Source organism: Virgibacillus sp. W0430 (assembly GCF_051846935.1).
Lineage (GTDB): Bacteria > Bacillota > Bacilli > Bacillales > Amphibacillaceae > JBPYCR01.
In genome coordinates this window covers 24,409-40,576 of record NZ_JBPYCS010000012.1, presented here as the reverse complement: position 1 = coordinate 40,576, position 16,168 = coordinate 24,409, and the positions used below count along the sequence as shown (strand labels likewise).

Genomic DNA, 16,168 nt, shown 5'->3' with positions numbered 1-16,168 from the left:
TCTAAGCTTACTTTTGGAAAGGCATGCCTAGTTGTGCTAACAATTCACGTGCTTCTTCATCCGTGTTGGCAGTTGTTACGATAACAATGTCCATTCCACGAATTTTGCTTACTTTATCGTAATTGATTTCCGGGAAAATCAGTTGTTCTTTTACTCCCAACGTGTAGTTTCCACGACCATCAAAAGATTTTTTTGATACTCCACGAAAATCCCGAACACGTGGAAGGGATACTTTGATTAGTTTTTGTAAAAAGTCATACATGCGGCCGCCACGTAACGTTACTTTCGTTCCAATCGGCATACCTTCACGCAGACGGAAACCAGCAATTGATTTCTTCGCACGTGTAATGACTGGTTTTTGTCCAGAAATTAACGTAAGCTCTTCTACTGCGTTATCAAGTACTTTGGAGTTTTGAACTGCATCTCCAACGCCCATGTTAACAATTATTTTTTCTACTTTCGGTACTTCCATTACCGATTTATAATTGAATTTCTCCATCATCGAAGAAACAATTTCATCTTGATATTTGACCTTTAGTTCATTCATTGTGTCGCCCTCCTTTCACCTGGAAACTATTTATCTAACGCTTCACCGGATTTTTTAGCGATACGGACTTTCTTTCCATCACGTATTTCATAACCAACGCGTGTCGGCTCTTTTGTTTTCGGATCAATCGGCAGTACATTAGAAACATGAATAGGTGCTTCTTGGTTTAGAATTCCACCTTGTTGGTTATCTTGAGAAGGCTTTGCATGTTTTTTTACCATATTAATTCCTTCTACGAGAACACGTTCTGTCTTTGGATATGCTTCTAAAACGGTGCCTTCTTTGCCACGATCCTTACCGGATAGCACTTTTACTTTATCGCCTTTTTTCACATGCATACTTTACGCACCTCCTATAGGGCTTATCATTACCTTATCTCTTACAGTACTTCTGGAGCTAGAGATACGATTTTCATGAATTTTGCATCACGCAATTCCCGAGCAACTGGTCCAAATATACGCGTTCCTCTTGGACTTTTATCATCACGGATAATTACGGCTGCATTTTCATCAAAACGAATATATGAACCATCCTTGCGGCGAGCACCTGTCTTTGTACGAACGATAACGGCTTTTACAACCTCACCCTTCTTGACAACGCCTCCAGGTGTTGCTTGTTTGACCGTACAAACAATAACATCACCAATATTGGCCGTTTTACGCCCAGAGCCACCAAGGACTTTTATGGTCAATACTTCACGAGCTCCTGAGTTATCTGCGATTTTTAAACGAGATTCCTGCTGAATCATTCGCTGTAACCTCCCTTCGGATACACAATAACACGGACTATTATATAATTACGGCTTCTTCAACGATTTCAATTAAGCGAAAACGCTTAGTTGCTGAAAGCGGGCGCGTTTCCATAATACGAACAACGTCGCCAATTTTAGCCTGATTATTTTCATCATGTGTTTTAAACTTCTTAGAATACTTAACACGCTTTCCGTACAATTTATGAAATTTATACGTTTCAACCATTACGGAAATTGTCTTATCCATTTTGTCGGAAACAACACGACCGGTATATACTTTACGGTTATTTCGATCACTCATGTTGGAGCTAACCTCCCCTCAATTTTACTTGTTTACGCTTAGTTCACGCTGACGTGCAACTGTTTTTAAACGAGCAATTGATTTTCTTACTTGGCTAATTCTTGCCGTATTCTCCAATTGTCCTGTTGCTAGTTGGAAGCGTAAGTTAAATAATTCTTCTTTTAGTGACTTAACGTTTTGTTCAATTTCGGCAGTGGTTAGTTCTCTGATTTCATTAGCCTTCATTGATTTCACCACCAATTTCTTCACGTTTAACAAACTTAGTTTTGATCGGTAGCTTATGGGAAGCAAGACGTAATGCTTCGCGCGCTACTTCTTCTGGTACACCTGCAACCTCAAATAATACTTTCCCAGGCTTCACTACTGCTACCCATCCTTCGAGTGCCCCTTTACCGGACCCCATTCGAACCTCAAGGGGTTTTGCAGTGTATGGCTTATCAGGGAATATTTTTATCCAAACTTTACCGCCACGCTTCATGTAACGAGTCATGGCAATACGTGCAGCTTCAATTTGACGACTTGTTATCCATGATGCTTCTGTTGCTTGCAAACCGAAATCTCCGAAGCTCACAGTTGTTCCGCCTTTTGCTTGACCTCTCATGCGGCCACGATGTTGTCTACGATATTTTACACGTTTAGGCATTAACATAATGCACTACCCCCTTCCTTATTTTTTTGGCTTTTCCGGAAGGACTTCACCACGGTAAATCCACACTTTAACACCTAACTTACCATAAGTAGTGTCTGCTTCTACGTTACCGTAATCAATATCGGCACGAAGTGTGTGTAGTGGTACAGTTCCTTCACTGTAATGTTCTGCTCTTGCTATATCTGCTCCGCCTAGACGTCCAGATACTTGTGTTTTAATTCCTTTTGCTCCTGCGCGCATCGTACGCTGAATCGCTTGTTTTTGTGCACGACGGAAAGAAATACGACTTTCCAACTGATGAGCAATGTTTTCTGCTACTAGCTTAGCATCCAAATCAACTTTCTTAATCTCAACAATGTTAATATGAACTCGTTTGCCAGTTAAATTGTTTAAAGCTTTACGTAACTTCTCTACTTCTGAACCACCTTTACCGATGACCATACCCGGCTTTCCTGTATGGATGGTAATATTCACTCGGTTTGCTGCACGTTCGATTTCAATTGAGGAAACTGCAGCTGTCTTTAGGCGATTTTCAAGATATTCCCTAATTTTGATATCTTCGTGCAATAAATCAGCGTATTCCTTGTCTGCATACCACTTTGATTCCCAGTCTTTAATGATACCGACACGAAGACCAATTGGATTTATCTTCTGACCCACGGACTACCCCTCCTTCTTTTCTGTTAAAACCACTGTAATATGGCTTGTGCGTTTATTAATTTTGCTTGCACGTCCTTGTGCACGTGGACGGAAACGTTTTAAAGTAGCTCCCTCATTGACAAATGCTTCAGAGACAACTAAATTCTCTGGATCCATTTCGTAGTTATGTTCTGCGTTTGCTACAGCAGACATCAAAACCTTTTCTACAACTGGAGAAGCACCGCGCTGTGTGTGACGTAGTATAGCTGTTGCTTCAGCTACGTCTTTACCTCGAATTAAATCGATAACCAACCGTACTTTACGAGGAGCTATACGAACGGATTTCGCAATCGCTTTTGCTTGCATGTAGAGTGCCTCCTCTCATTAGCGTTTTGTTTTCCTATCATCACCGGCATGACCTCTAAACGAGCGTGTTGGAGCAAATTCACCTAGCTTGTGTCCTACCATATCTTCTGTAATGTATACCGGCACATGTTTACGACCGTCATAAACTGCAATGGTGAGACCTACAAAGTCAGGGAAAATTGTTGAACGTCGAGACCATGTTTTAATGACTCTTTTCTTTTCACTTTCACTTTGGCTTGCAACCTTTTTTAACAGATGGTCATCTGCGAAAGGCCCTTTTTTTAAGCTACGTCCCATGAATAAACCTCCTTTCGTTTGTAAACTTGGCTTATCTCAAAGCCTTCGTTGTACAGATGCAGCAAGAAAGTACGAACTTCCTTAACTGCTAACCTTAGAGAATAAGAGACAAGATATGATTCTATTGTGATTCATATCTAATTATTTTTTACGTTTACGAACGATATACTTATCTGATGGCTTATTACGTGTACGAGTTTTGTAGCCAAGTGTCTTCTGACCCCAAGGTGATACAGGTGACTTACGGCCAATCGGCGTACGTCCTTCCCCACCACCGTGTGGGTGATCAACTGGGTTCATCGCAGAACCACGAACTGTTGGGCGCTTACCTAACCAGCGTGAACGTCCAGCTTTACCTACAACTGTAAGCTCATGTTCGATGTTTCCGACTTGTCCAACTGTCGCACGACAAGCTGTCAAAATTAAGCGAACCTCTCCTGATGCCAAGCGTACAAGACTATATTTGCCTTCACGTCCAAGAATTTGTGCTTCTGCACCTGCTGAACGTGCAAGCTGTCCGCCGCGTCCTGGCTTCAACTCAACGTTGTGGATTACTGTTCCGACTGGAATGCTTCCAAGTGGCAACGCATTTCCCACTTTAATGTCTGCATTTTCACCAGACTCAACTACTTGACCTACTTCAATGCCTTTTGGAGCAATAATGTAACGCTTTTCGCCATCGGCATAATGGATTAGTGCAATGTTCGCTGAACGGTTTGGATCGTATTCGATCGTAGCAACGCGTCCTGGTATTCCATCTTTATTTCGTTTGAAATCAATGATACGATATTGACGTTTGTGGCCACCACCTTGATGACGAACCGTCAATCTCCCTTGTGCATTACGTCCGCCGCGCTTATGCAATGGGCTTAGTAATGACTTTTCTGGTTTGTCTGTCGTAATGGATGAGAAGTCCAATCCTGACATGTTACGTCTACCATTTGATGTTGGTTTATACTTTTTAATCGCCATGTTTTTTCCCTCCTTCGCTTCGGATTTGTTTATCCTTCAAAGAACTCCAGATCTTTACTGTCTTCTGAAAGTTGAACAATCGCTTTTTTGCGATTTGGACGAAAGCCGCCATAACGACCCATTCGCTTGAATTTACCTTTCAGATTCATTGTGTTTACTTTATCTACTTTGACACCAAAAACAGTTTCAACAGCAGTTTTAATCTCTGTTTTATTTGCTTTTGTATCAACTTCAAAGGTGTACTTTTTTTCTGCCATTAGATCAGCAGAGTGCTCTGTAATTACCGGGCGCTTAATAATATCACGCAAGTCTTTCATTATGCAAGCACCTCCCCTGCTTTTTCGGCTGCATCCTTCGTTAAGATCAGTGTGTCATGCGTAAGCAAATCTAATACATTAACATCACTTACAGTTAGAACCTTTACTGATTGAAGGTTATTTGCTGAACGAATAACGTTTTCGTCCTTTTCTGTCGTTACAATTAGTGCTTTACTCTCTACATTAAGAGCTCCTAGCATTTGAACGACATCTTTTGTTTTCGGAGCGTCTAATACAAGATTTTCCAAAACAACAATGCTTTCTTCTTTCACTTTAGAAGACAAAGCAGATTTTAGTGCTAGACGACGCACTTTTTTCGGTAGTCTGTAACTATAGCTACGTGGTGTTGGTCCGAAAACCACTCCACCGCCTACCCACTGTGGTGAACGGATTGAACCTTGACGTGCACGACCAGTACCTTTTTGACGCCATGGCTTACGACCGCCTCCACGAACTGCAGAACGATTCTTCACGGCATGTGTTCCTTGTCTAAGTGAAGCACGTTGCATCTTTACAGCTTCGTTCAACACGTGCGTATTTGGTTCAATACCAAATACCGAATCATTTAATTCGACATCTCCCGCTTGAGATCCATCTTGTTTAAACAATGTTACTTTAGGCATGACATATCCTCCCTTCGTCTGTATATTAGTTGCCTTTAACGGCTGTCGCTACTTTTACATAAGATTTTTTAGCACCAGGAACATTACCTTTAATTAAAAGTAAGTTACGCTCAGTGTCGACTCTTACGATTTCCAAGTTCTGAATGGTTACTTGCTCGCTACCCATTTGTCCTGGAAGCTTCTTACCTTTAAATACACGTGCTGGGTCAGCTGCTGCACCCATCGAACCTGAACCTCTATGATAACGAGAACCGTGACTCATTGGACCTCTAGCGAAATTGTGACGCTTAATAGATCCTTGAAAACCTTTACCCTTAGATGTACCTGTTACATCCACCTTGTCGCCTTCTTGAAAAACTTCTACGCTAATTTCCTGACCTACTTCATAGTTGTCAAGCTTAGCCGTACGGATTTCACGAACGTAGCGCTTAGGGCTTGTGTTTGCTTTTTCAGCATGACCTTTTTCCGCCTTGTTAGTGCGTGATCCTTTTTTGTCCGCAAAACCTATTTGTACCGCTGTATAGCCGTCATTTTCTACCGTCTTTTTTTGTAAAACGATATTTGGCTCTGCTTCAATAACCGTTACAGGAATCAACTCACCGTTTTCAGAAAAAAGCTGTGTCATACCGATCTTACGACCTAAGATTCCTTTCGTCATCCGTTACACCTCCTATTAGTTAAAACATTCATTTATAGTTTGATTTCAATATCTACGCCAGATGGCAAGTCAAGTCGCATTAATGCGTCAACTGTTTTTGGCGTTGGACTAACAATATCGATTAAGCGTTTATGTGTACGCATTTCGAACTGCTCACGAGAATCCTTGTACTTATGCACCGCACGCAATACCGTGTAAACTGACTTTTCAGTCGGTAACGGAATCGGTCCAGATACTTTAGCACCAGAACGTTTCGCTGTGTCAACAATCTTCACTGCTGATTGATCTAAAATACGGTGATCGTATGCTTTCAAACGAATTCGAATCTTCTCTTTTGCCATTATCTTCCCTCCCTTTCGTCCATTTTATAATAGACTGCTCCATGAAAATTTCTTGACCACCACCCATGGCAAAGGGTCCGGGTGTGCCAACAACCTTCCACTTCATCACTAATGACCAACGTTTCTATTATATAGAAAAACGCTAGCCAATGCAATCATTTTATGCAAAATCTAACTGATTGCACGATTATATATTATACAAAGTTTTTAGTACGATTGCAAGGGAAAAGTGAGAGAAGATTGAGTCACGTATTTGTGGGTGTTATTTTAAAAAGTTAAAAAACCTCTCTTTGTATTCGTTAACTTTAGTATTGATTCCTACCGACCGCAATAGATATACACTACGCTTTCCGAGGAGGCTGAAGCCGTGCCCGCGGAAAGCATCCACCTGCAGTGAAAATCAACGGTGTTATTCATGTGTATATCGTTCGAAGTAAAATTGATCACATATTATCTAGTTAGATTCGTGCATGTGTCCCCCCACAAACTTTTTACTCATACGTGAGAGAAGATTTCGTTTCGTATTTGTAAGGTAGATATTTAATTTTGAAAACCTTCTTCATCGTATAAAAGTTCACTAACGTCAATTTGATTTCTTAATAGAAGACAAGTGAATTTCCCTGTAGAATAAAAGTCGTCGAAAACCATATCCATTGAGAGGAATCACTTATCTACTTGTAAATTTCACGATTTACTTACTAAACGTTGCTTCTTTAATCGTAAATATGTTGGAAGCGTGACTGTGGTAGGTAAAGTAATTATCGATATTTGTGTACCGTTTTTAGTACCTGTATCGTCTGCATGTTTAATTTTGCAAGCCAGCGAATTCAGAGCACAAGCTTTCATGTTTTCGTTCTACTTAATTAGTAAGTATTCCTCGACTTAATCTACACCACCAACGTCATTTGACAAAAAACCATATATTGTAGGTGAACATGGTACGTTATGTCTCTTAAATACAAAAACCCGAACGGCTCCTAAAAGCCATTCGGGTTTTCTTTAAAAGTTAATTACTTTTCAATAGATGATACAACACCAGATCCAACTGTACGTCCGCCCTCACGGATAGAGAAACGTGTACCGTCTTCAATAGCGATTGGAGAAATAAGCTCAACGCTCATTTCAATGTTATCGCCAGGCATTACCATTTCTACTCCTTCAGGTAGCTGGATAACACCAGTTACGTCTGTTGTACGGAAGTAGAACTGTGGACGATAGTTACCGAAGAATGGTGTATGACGTCCACCTTCTTCTTTTGATAGTACGTAAACTTCTGCTTTAAAGTTTGTATGTGGTGTAATAGAACCTGGCTTAGCCAATACTTGACCACGGCTAATGTCTTCACGTCCTACCCCACGAAGAAGTGCACCAATGTTGTCTCCAGCTTCTGCATAGTCAAGAAGCTTACGGAACATTTCTACACCTGTAACAGTTGTTTTTCCTGCTTCTTCAGCAAGACCGATGATTTCTACTTCATCGCCAACTTTAACTTGACCACGCTCAACACGGCCAGTTGCAACAGTACCACGACCAGTAATTGAGAATACGTCCTCAATTGGCATCATGAATGGCTTATCTGTGTCACGCTCTGGGTTCGGGATGTACTCATCAACAGCGCTCATAAGCTCAACGATTTTCTCTTCGTACTCTGCATCGCCTTCAAGTGCTTTAAGTGCAGAACCAGCAACAACTGGAATGTCATCACCAGGGAAGTCGTACTCAGACAATAGGTCACGTACTTCCATTTCTACTAATTCTAATAATTCTTCATCGTCAACCATATCTACTTTGTTTAGGAATACAACGATTGAAGGTACACCTACGTTACGAGAAAGTAAGATATGCTCACGAGTTTGAGGCATTGGGCCGTCAGCAGAAGATACAACTAGAATTGCACCATCCATTTGTGCAGCACCAGTGATCATGTTTTTAACGTAGTCCGCGTGTCCTGGGCAGTCTACGTGTGCGTAGTGACGGTTTTCAGTTTCATACTCTACGTGAGAAGTAGCGATTGTAATTCCACGCTCTTTTTCCTCTGGAGCACCATCAATTTGGTCATACGCCATTGCAGTTCCAGAACCGTTTCTTTTGTTCATAACAGTTGTGATTGCTGCAGTTAAAGTAGTTTTACCATGGTCAACGTGTCCAATCGTACCAATGTTAACGTGTGGTTTTGAGCGGTCAAATTTTTCTTTAGCCATTTATAGTTCCTCCTTTTAATAAATGAAACATTAATTTTTTATTTATAACTAAGAATTTATCTTGGTGTTATCTTAGTCTTTAATACAAGTTATACTGGAGAATGATTAAAAAATCAATTATTCTCCAGCGTTTTTAGCAATAATCTCTTCAGAGATGCTTTTCGGTACTTCTTCATAGTGATCGAAGAACATTGTGTATGTTCCACGGCCTTGCGTGTTCGAACGCAAAGCAGTTGCATAACCGAACATTTCAGCAAGTGGTACGAATGCTTTTACAAGCTGTGCGTTTCCGCGCGTATCCATACCTTCTACACGTCCACGTCGGGATGTAACATCACCCATGATGTCGCCCATATACTCTTCAGGAATAACAATTTCCACTTTCATCATTGGCTCCAATAATACTGGCTGACACTTATTCTTAGCAGCCTTTAGAGACATGGAACCAGCGATTTTAAACGCCATCTCGTTTGAGTCAACGTCGTGGTAGCTTCCATCATATAATGACGCTTTTACGTCAATTAGTGGATACCCAGCTAATACACCATTTTCTAAAGCCTCTTTAATTCCGGCTTCAACAGATGGAATGTATTCACGAGGTACGACCCCACCAACAATTTTGTTTTCAAATTCAAATCCAGCGCCTTCTTCATTTGGCTCATATTTAACCCAAACGTGTCCGTATTGTCCGCGTCCCCCAGACTGACGGATGAATTTACCTTCAACCTCAGCCGATGCACGGAATGTTTCACGGTAAGCTACCTGTGGTGCACCCACATTCGCCTCTACTTTAAATTCACGCTTCAAACGGTCAACAATTACGTCCAAATGAAGCTCACCCATACCAGCAATTAACGTTTGACCAGTTTCTGGGTCAGATTCCGTAGTAAATGTAGGATCTTCTTCAGCTAGTTTACCTAAAGCAATCCCCATTTTATCCTGGTCGGCTTTTGTCTTAGGCTCAATTGCAACCTGAATAACCGGCTCTGGGAAATCCATAGATTCCAAAATAACGAGTGCTTTTTCATCACACAGCGTATCACCAGTTGAAGTATCCTTCAATCCAACCGCAGCAGCAATTTCACCGCAGTGAATCTCAGAGATCTCTTCACGTGAGTTCGCATGCATCTGTAATATACGTCCGATACGCTCGCGCTTTTTCTTCACAGAGTTCATAACATATGAACCGGATTTCAAAACACCAGAGTATACGCGGAAGAACGTTAGTTTTCCTACGTACGGATCTGTCATTACTTTAAATGCTAATGCAGAGAATGGCTCTTTATCGTCAGCTGGGCGTTCTACCTCTTCTTCAGTATCAGGAACGATACCTTGAATAGGCGGAATGTCTGTTGGTGCAGGTAAGTAATCTAACACACCATCAAGAATGAGCTGAACACCTTTGTTTTTAAATGCTGATCCGCAAAATACTGGGTAAAATTCTACATCCAATGTTGCTTGACGAATTACTTTTCTAAGTTCCTCGTTAGAGATTTCTTCTCCTTCTAGAAACTTCATCATTAGTTCTTCGTCTAAATCAGCAACGGACTCAATTAATTCTGCCCGTAATTCTTCGGCTTTTTCTTTATATTCATCAGGAATTTCACGTGCTTCATCAACTGTACCTAAATCGTCCAAGTAAAAATGTGCTTCCATATTAATGAGATCGATAATCCCTTCGAAATTATCTTCTGCACCAATTGGCATTTGTACCGGTTGCGCATTCGCACCTAAACGATCCTTTAGAGTACTCGTTGCATATAAAAAGTCTGCACCGATTTTATCCATTTTGTTAATAAATACAATTCGTGGTACGCCGTAAGTTGTTGCTTGGCGCCAAACAGTTTCTGTTTGTGGCTCTACACCTGATTGTGCATCAAGAACGGTGACCGCTCCATCAAGTACACGTAGTGAACGTTCTACTTCTACTGTAAAATCCACGTGCCCTGGGGTATCAATAATGTTGATACGGTGACCTTTCCATTGAGCAGTTGTAGCCGCAGATGTAATTGTAATTCCACGCTCTTGTTCCTGCTCCATCCAGTCCATCTGGGAAGCACCTTCATGCGTTTCACCAATTTTATGAATGCGTCCTGTGTAGAAAAGAATACGCTCAGTAGTTGTTGTCTTTCCTGCGTCGATATGTGCCATGATTCCTATATTGCGCGTCTTTTCCAAGGAGAACTCTCTAGCCATGTATTCTTCTCCTTCCTTTCAAAAACATATTAGTTGTTTTTAGCTTACCAGCGGTAATGTGCAAAAGCTCTGTTTGCTTCCGCCATTTTGTGTAGCTCTTCGCGTTTCTTTACAGATGCGCCAGTGTTGTTCGATGCATCAAGAATTTCATTGGCAAGTCGTTCTTCCATTGTTTTTTCTCCGCGAAGGCGTGAGTAGTTCACAATGTATCTTAAGCCTAGTGCTTGACGACGCTCTGGGCGTACTTCCATCGGTACTTGGTAGTTAGAACCACCTACACGACGAGCGCGTACTTCTAATACCGGCATAACATTCTTCATCGCTTGTTCAAATACTTCCATTGCATTTTGGCCACTCTTTTCAGAAACAAGCTCAAATGCATTGTAAAGAATTTTTTGTGCTTTTCCACGTTTACCATCAATCATAATTTGATTAATCAAGCGTGTAACTAATTTTGAATTGTAAAGCGGATCTGGTAGGACATCTCTTTTAGGTACGGATCCTTTTCTTGGCATATGTCCCCCTCCTTTCCTCGTTCTTATATCACGATCATCTTATTATTTGCTTTTTGGTTTCTTCGTACCATACTTAGAACGGCCTTGTGCACGTCCTTCTACTCCTGCAGTATCTAATGCACCGCGAACAATATGATAACGAACACCTGGTAAGTCTTTTACACGACCACCACGAAGCAATACTACACTATGCTCCTGAAGATTGTGACCAATACCAGGGATATATGCAGTTACTTCCATATTATTTGACAAACGAACACGCGCATACTTACGAAGTGCAGAGTTCGGTTTTTTCGGTGTAAGTGTACCAACACGAGTACAAACGCCACGTTTTTGTGGGGAGTTTACATTCGTAAACTTTTTCTTAAAGCTGTTGTACCCTCTGTTAAGTGCTGGTGAATCATACTTCTTTGGTTTGCTTACACGACCTTTACGTATAAGTTGATTAATTGTAGGCATATATTGTCCTCCTTTCTACTAAATAATGTATCGACAGGATATTACTATATAATAGATAACATCCAAATCATCTTAATACATTACCCTCATTAAACGAAGCTAATGCACTAACCGCACCATCGAATCCTTAGCCCACACATCCAGGTGGTTCATGTTCGGGCAAAAAACAAAGTCTTCATGAATGGATTCATCAAAACTACTTTTGTCTTATAGCCACCGTGGATGCCCCTACTTCTATTCCGCAGGCAGCTCCCAACTTTCTCATCGAATCAACATAATTACAAGGTATATTTAAACGATTTGCTAGTTCAACTACCTTTTCTGTAACTTGATGATCCGCATCATTGGCGATAAACAATTCGCTTATTTCACCGTTTTTCATTGCTTTAAGCGTTTGTTTTGTTCCGATAATTGTACGTGCTTTAAGCTGAGTCACTTTTTCATAAGACATCAGTCTTTCCTCCATGGAAAACAAGTAAAATTCGGAATCACCTTGGTTATATTACCATTCTCGTATTTTAATGTCAACATAAACCTTACTTTTTTACTTGTTTTTCTATCTTTTTTTAAATAAATTTACTTGTTAACGATACATAAAAATAAATCATTAACATACGAGCGTAAGTTTTGTAGCCAAACCGCTACACTCAATAAACGAATGCAATAAGCATTCCGCAGCTCGTAGGCTACAGAATGCTTTTGCTCACAAATCATTATTGGACAATTTCCGGTTGTTCGACCACTTCTTCTTCCGGTAAATCCAACGCTGATTTAATTTTGCGATATCGTTGCATTCCTGTACCAGCAGGAATTAGTTTACCAATTATGACGTTTTCTTTCAGACCGAGCAATTCGTCGGTTTTCCCTTTAATTGCTGCATCTGTTAATACTCTCGTCGTTTCCTGGAAGGATGCAGCCGATAGGAAGGAGTCCGTTTCAAGTGATGCCTTTGTAATTCCTAGCAACACTGGCTCTCCCACAGCAGGAAGCTTTCCTTCTTTTAAAACTTTTTCATTTGCTTCTTTAAACTGATGCAATTCAAGCAAGGAGCCTGGTAGAACATCTGTATCTCCAGATTCAATAACCCGAACTTTTCGAAGCATTTGACGAACCATTACTTCTACGTGCTTGTCGCCGATTTCAACCCCTTGCATACGATAAACGCGCTGAACTTCGCGCAACAAGTAGGCTTGAACACCTTCGATGCCTTGAACTTCCAATAGCTCTTTCGGGTCAACAGAACCTTCTGTTAGCTCTTGACCGGCGATTACTTCATCTCCGACTGCTACTTTTAAACGAGCGTTATAAGGGACAGCGTACGAACGTTTCTCAATTTCACCTTGAACAACGATCTCGTGCTTATCCTTTACTTCTTTAATTTCATCGACGGTACCATGGACTTCGCTTATTACCGCTTGCCCTTTTGGATTTCTAGCTTCAAATAGCTCTTGGATACGCGGCAAACCTTGTGTAATATCATCACCAGCAACTCCACCTGTGTGGAATGTACGCATCGTCAGCTGTGTACCAGGCTCACCGATGGACTGTGCAGCAATAATACCAACCGCTTCACCAACTTCAACCTCATCTCCTGTTGCAAGGTTGCGGCCATAACATTTTTTACATACGCCATGTTTTGTATTACACGTGAATACGGAACGAATTGTTACCTCTTCAATACCCGCATCTACAATCTGTTTTCCTTGATCTTCCGTTATGACTGTGTCTCTTTCAACAATCACTTCATTTGTTTCCGGATGTGTCACTGTTTCGAATAACGTTCGACCAATGAGACGGTCAATAAGTGGTTCAATTAATTCAGATCCTACACTTAATGACGTAACAGTAAGTCCGCGATCTGTTCCACAGTCCGCTTCTCGTACAATTACATCTTGGGCAACATCAACAAGTCGACGAGTTAAATAACCAGAGTCGGCTGTTTTCAGCGCTGTATCGGCAAGTCCTTTACGTGCACCGTGGGTAGATATAAAGTACTCAAGTACCGTCAATCCTTCACGGAAGCTTGACTTAATAGGAAGTTCAATAATTCTTCCAGCCGGGTTAGCCATTAATCCACGCATACCAGCAAGCTGTGTAAAGTTAGAAGCATTACCACGTGCGCCGGAATCACTCATCATAAAGATCGGATTCTCGTTGCTTAATGAACCCATTAATTTATCTTGAATAATATCTTTTACTTCCGACCAGATTGAAATGACACGGTCATATCGCTCTTCTTCCGTTATTAAACCGCGACGGAATTGCTTAAGCACATTATCTACTTTAATCTGTGCTTCCTCAAGCAGCTGGCCTTTCTCCTTCAAAACTACGATATCGGAGACGCCTACAGTCATTCCAGCACGAGTTGAGTAATGGAAGCCTAGGTCTTTCATTCGATCAAGCATTTTTGACGTTTCACTAATCTTATACCGCTTAAACACTTCAGCGATTATATCGCCTAAAATGCCCTTCTTAAACGGGCCTACTAGCTCTCGGTTTGCAATTTCTTCTCTAATATTGACACCTTTTTCTACAAAATACTTTTCAGGCGTCTCAATTTCCAAGTTGGCCTTCGTCGGCTCATTAATATATGGAAAAGAATCTGGCAATATTTCATTAAATATTATTTTACCAACTGTAGTCAAAATCAACTGGTTATGCTGTTTATCTGTAAAAGTTTTATTATTTAAGCTGCCCGCATGGAGGGCGATTCTGCTGTGTAAATGTACATATCCATTTTGATAAGCAATTAACGCTTCATTTACATCGCTGAATACTTTCCCTTCTCCAATTGCTCCTTTACGCTCCATCGTCAAGTAATAATTCCCCAGTACCATGTCCTGTGAAGGCGTAACAACTGGTTTCCCATCTTTTGGGTTTAAAATATTTTGCGCAGCGAGCATTAAAATACGTGCTTCTGCTTGAGCTTCTGCAGATAATGGTACGTGAACAGCCATCTGGTCCCCGTCAAAGTCCGCATTATAAGCTGTACAAACGAGTGGGTGAAGACGAATTGCCCGCCCTTCGACAAGTGTCGGTTCAAACGCTTGAATACCAAGTCTGTGTAGCGTAGGAGCACGGTTTAATAATACAGGGTGCTCTTTAATTACTTCTTCAAGTACATCCCATACTTCTGGATGCACACGTTCTATTTTTCGCTTAGCAGATTTTATGTTATGAGCTATACCTTGACCAACAAGCTCTTTCATAATAAATGGCTTAAATAGCTCTAACGCCATTTCTTTTGGCAAGCCGCATTGGTACATTTTCAAGCTCGGTCCTACGATAATAACGGAACGACCGGAATAATCTACACGCTTTCCGAGCAAGTTCTGACGGAATCGTCCTTGCTTCCCTTTCAACATATGGGACAACGATTTTAACGGACGATTTCCTGGTCCTGTTACCGGACGACCACGTCGGCCATTGTCAATTAATGCATCGACTGCTTCCTGTAGCATTCTTTTCTCGTTTTGAACGATAATGCTTGGTGCACCTAGATCGAGCAGTCGCTTCAAACGATTGTTCCGGTTAATTACCCGGCGATACAGGTCATTTAAATCGGATGTTGCGAAACGCCCTCCATCAAGCTGGACCATTGGTCTAATTTCCGGTGGTATAACTGGCAATACGTCTAAAATCATCCAAGACGTATCGTTTCCGGAATGCCGGAATGCCTCCATCACTTCCAAGCGTCGAATTGCACGTGTTCGTCGCTGTCCTTGCACTGTTTTAAGTTCTTCTTTTAAAGCAGCAACTTCTTTTTCCAAGTCGATATCTTGCAATAATTTACGGACGGCTTCGGCACCCATTTCTGCCTTAAATACATTGCCATATTTTTCATAATACGTACGATACTCTTTTTCAGAGAGTAATTGCTTTTTTTCCAACGGTGTGTTTCCTGGATCGGTAACAACATAAGCTGCAAAGTACAGCACTTCCTCAAGCGCTCGTGGCGACATATCTAGTACGAGTCCCATTCTGCTTGGAATACCTTTAAAGTACCAAATATGCGAAACAGGAGCTGCAAGTTCAATGTGTGCCATACGTTCGCGGCGCACTTTGGATTTCGTTACCTCGACTCCACAACGATCACAAACAACGCCTTTATAACGTACACGCTTATACTTCCCGCAATGACATTCCCAGTCTTTCTGAGGGCCAAATATCCGCTCACAGAATAAGCCATCTTTTTCCGGCTTTAAGGTGCGGTAGTTGATTGTCTCTGGCTTTTTAACTTCACCATAAGACCAGGACCGTATCTTTTCCGATGAAGCTAAACCAATTTTCATAAATTCAAAGTTATTTACATCTAGCAAGGGGCCTACCTCCCATT

The 16,168-nt window shown here is 41.2% G+C and carries 20 protein-coding genes; all 20 read right to left on the bottom strand.

What is annotated here, in order from left to right:
- Positions 1–7 precede the first annotated feature (7 nt).
- Entirely contained in the window at positions 8–547 is a 540-nt protein-coding gene (gene rplE, locus ACLIBH_RS08240; RefSeq protein WP_439316230.1) for a 50S ribosomal protein L5, read from the bottom strand.
- 26 nt (positions 548–573) lie between these two features.
- Positions 574–885, bottom strand: a complete 312-nt coding sequence (rplX, locus tag ACLIBH_RS08235) for a 50S ribosomal protein L24 (RefSeq protein WP_439316229.1) — start codon at positions 883–885, stop codon at positions 574–576.
- Between the two features lie 41 nt (positions 886–926).
- Positions 927–1,295 carry a 50S ribosomal protein L14 gene (rplN, locus tag ACLIBH_RS08230; protein ID WP_439316228.1) on the bottom strand — a complete coding sequence of 123 codons (369 nt, stop codon included), beginning with the start codon at positions 1,293–1,295 and terminating at the stop codon, positions 927–929.
- Between the two features lie 40 nt (positions 1,296–1,335).
- Positions 1,336–1,599 carry a 30S ribosomal protein S17 gene (gene rpsQ / locus ACLIBH_RS08225; RefSeq protein WP_439316227.1) on the bottom strand — a complete coding sequence of 88 codons (264 nt, stop codon included), beginning with the start codon at positions 1,597–1,599 and terminating at the stop codon, positions 1,336–1,338.
- A gap of 24 nt (positions 1,600–1,623) precedes the next feature.
- Positions 1,624–1,824 (bottom strand): 50S ribosomal protein L29, encoded by a 201-nt coding sequence (gene rpmC, locus ACLIBH_RS08220; protein ID WP_439316226.1) that lies wholly within the window; start codon positions 1,822–1,824, stop codon positions 1,624–1,626.
- Positions 1,814–2,248, bottom strand: a complete 435-nt coding sequence (gene rplP / locus ACLIBH_RS08215; RefSeq protein ID WP_439316225.1) for a 50S ribosomal protein L16 — start codon at positions 2,246–2,248, stop codon at positions 1,814–1,816. Before rplP ends, rpmC begins: the two co-directional genes overlap by 11 nt.
- Before the next feature lie 18 nt (positions 2,249–2,266).
- Entirely contained in the window at positions 2,267–2,908 is a 642-nt protein-coding gene (gene rpsC / locus ACLIBH_RS08210; protein ID WP_439316224.1) for a 30S ribosomal protein S3, read from the bottom strand.
- Between the two features lie 3 nt (positions 2,909–2,911).
- Entirely contained in the window at positions 2,912–3,253 is a 342-nt protein-coding gene (gene rplV / locus ACLIBH_RS08205) for a 50S ribosomal protein L22 (protein ID WP_439316223.1), read from the bottom strand.
- Between the two features lie 18 nt (positions 3,254–3,271).
- Positions 3,272–3,550: a 30S ribosomal protein S19 gene (gene rpsS / locus ACLIBH_RS08200; RefSeq protein ID WP_439316222.1), complete on the bottom strand. Its 279-nt coding sequence runs from the start codon at positions 3,548–3,550 to the stop codon at positions 3,272–3,274.
- Between the two features lie 141 nt (positions 3,551–3,691).
- Positions 3,692–4,522: a 50S ribosomal protein L2 gene (gene rplB / locus ACLIBH_RS08195; protein ID WP_439316221.1), complete on the bottom strand. Its 831-nt coding sequence runs from the start codon at positions 4,520–4,522 to the stop codon at positions 3,692–3,694.
- A 29-nt stretch (positions 4,523–4,551) separates the two neighbouring features.
- Positions 4,552–4,839, bottom strand: a complete 288-nt coding sequence (rplW, locus tag ACLIBH_RS08190; RefSeq protein ID WP_439316220.1) for a 50S ribosomal protein L23 — start codon at positions 4,837–4,839, stop codon at positions 4,552–4,554.
- On the bottom strand, positions 4,839–5,462 hold the full coding sequence (gene rplD / locus ACLIBH_RS08185) for a 50S ribosomal protein L4 (protein WP_439316219.1): 624 nt from the start codon (positions 5,460–5,462) through the stop codon (positions 4,839–4,841). The genes rplW and rplD overlap by 1 nt, the downstream gene beginning before the upstream one ends.
- A 25-nt stretch (positions 5,463–5,487) precedes the next feature.
- Entirely contained in the window at positions 5,488–6,120 is a 633-nt protein-coding gene (gene rplC, locus ACLIBH_RS08180; protein ID WP_439316218.1) for a 50S ribosomal protein L3, read from the bottom strand.
- Between the two features lie 32 nt (positions 6,121–6,152).
- Positions 6,153–6,461: a 30S ribosomal protein S10 gene (rpsJ, locus tag ACLIBH_RS08175; RefSeq protein ID WP_439316217.1), complete on the bottom strand. Its 309-nt coding sequence runs from the start codon at positions 6,459–6,461 to the stop codon at positions 6,153–6,155.
- 1,010 nt (positions 6,462–7,471) lie between these two features.
- Positions 7,472–8,662 carry an elongation factor Tu gene (tuf, locus tag ACLIBH_RS08170; protein WP_439316216.1) on the bottom strand — a complete coding sequence of 397 codons (1,191 nt, stop codon included), beginning with the start codon at positions 8,660–8,662 and terminating at the stop codon, positions 7,472–7,474.
- 117 nt (positions 8,663–8,779) lie between these two features.
- Positions 8,780–10,858, bottom strand: a complete 2,079-nt coding sequence (fusA, locus tag ACLIBH_RS08165) for an elongation factor G (protein WP_439316215.1) — start codon at positions 10,856–10,858, stop codon at positions 8,780–8,782.
- 44 nt (positions 10,859–10,902) lie between these two features.
- Complete coding sequence (gene rpsG / locus ACLIBH_RS08160; protein ID WP_439316214.1) at positions 10,903–11,373, bottom strand: 30S ribosomal protein S7; 471 nt, start codon at positions 11,371–11,373, stop codon at positions 10,903–10,905.
- Between the two features lie 42 nt (positions 11,374–11,415).
- Positions 11,416–11,832, bottom strand: a complete 417-nt coding sequence (gene rpsL / locus ACLIBH_RS08155; RefSeq protein WP_439316213.1) for a 30S ribosomal protein S12 — start codon at positions 11,830–11,832, stop codon at positions 11,416–11,418.
- 196 nt (positions 11,833–12,028) lie between these two features.
- Positions 12,029–12,307 (bottom strand): 50S ribosomal protein L7ae-like protein, encoded by a 279-nt coding sequence (locus tag ACLIBH_RS08150; protein WP_439316212.1) that lies wholly within the window; start codon positions 12,305–12,307, stop codon positions 12,029–12,031.
- Positions 12,308–12,545: 238 nt separating this feature from the next.
- Positions 12,546–16,151 (bottom strand): DNA-directed RNA polymerase subunit beta', encoded by a 3,606-nt coding sequence (gene rpoC, locus ACLIBH_RS08145; protein WP_439316211.1) that lies wholly within the window; start codon positions 16,149–16,151, stop codon positions 12,546–12,548.
- Between the last annotated feature and the right edge of the window lie 17 nt (positions 16,152–16,168).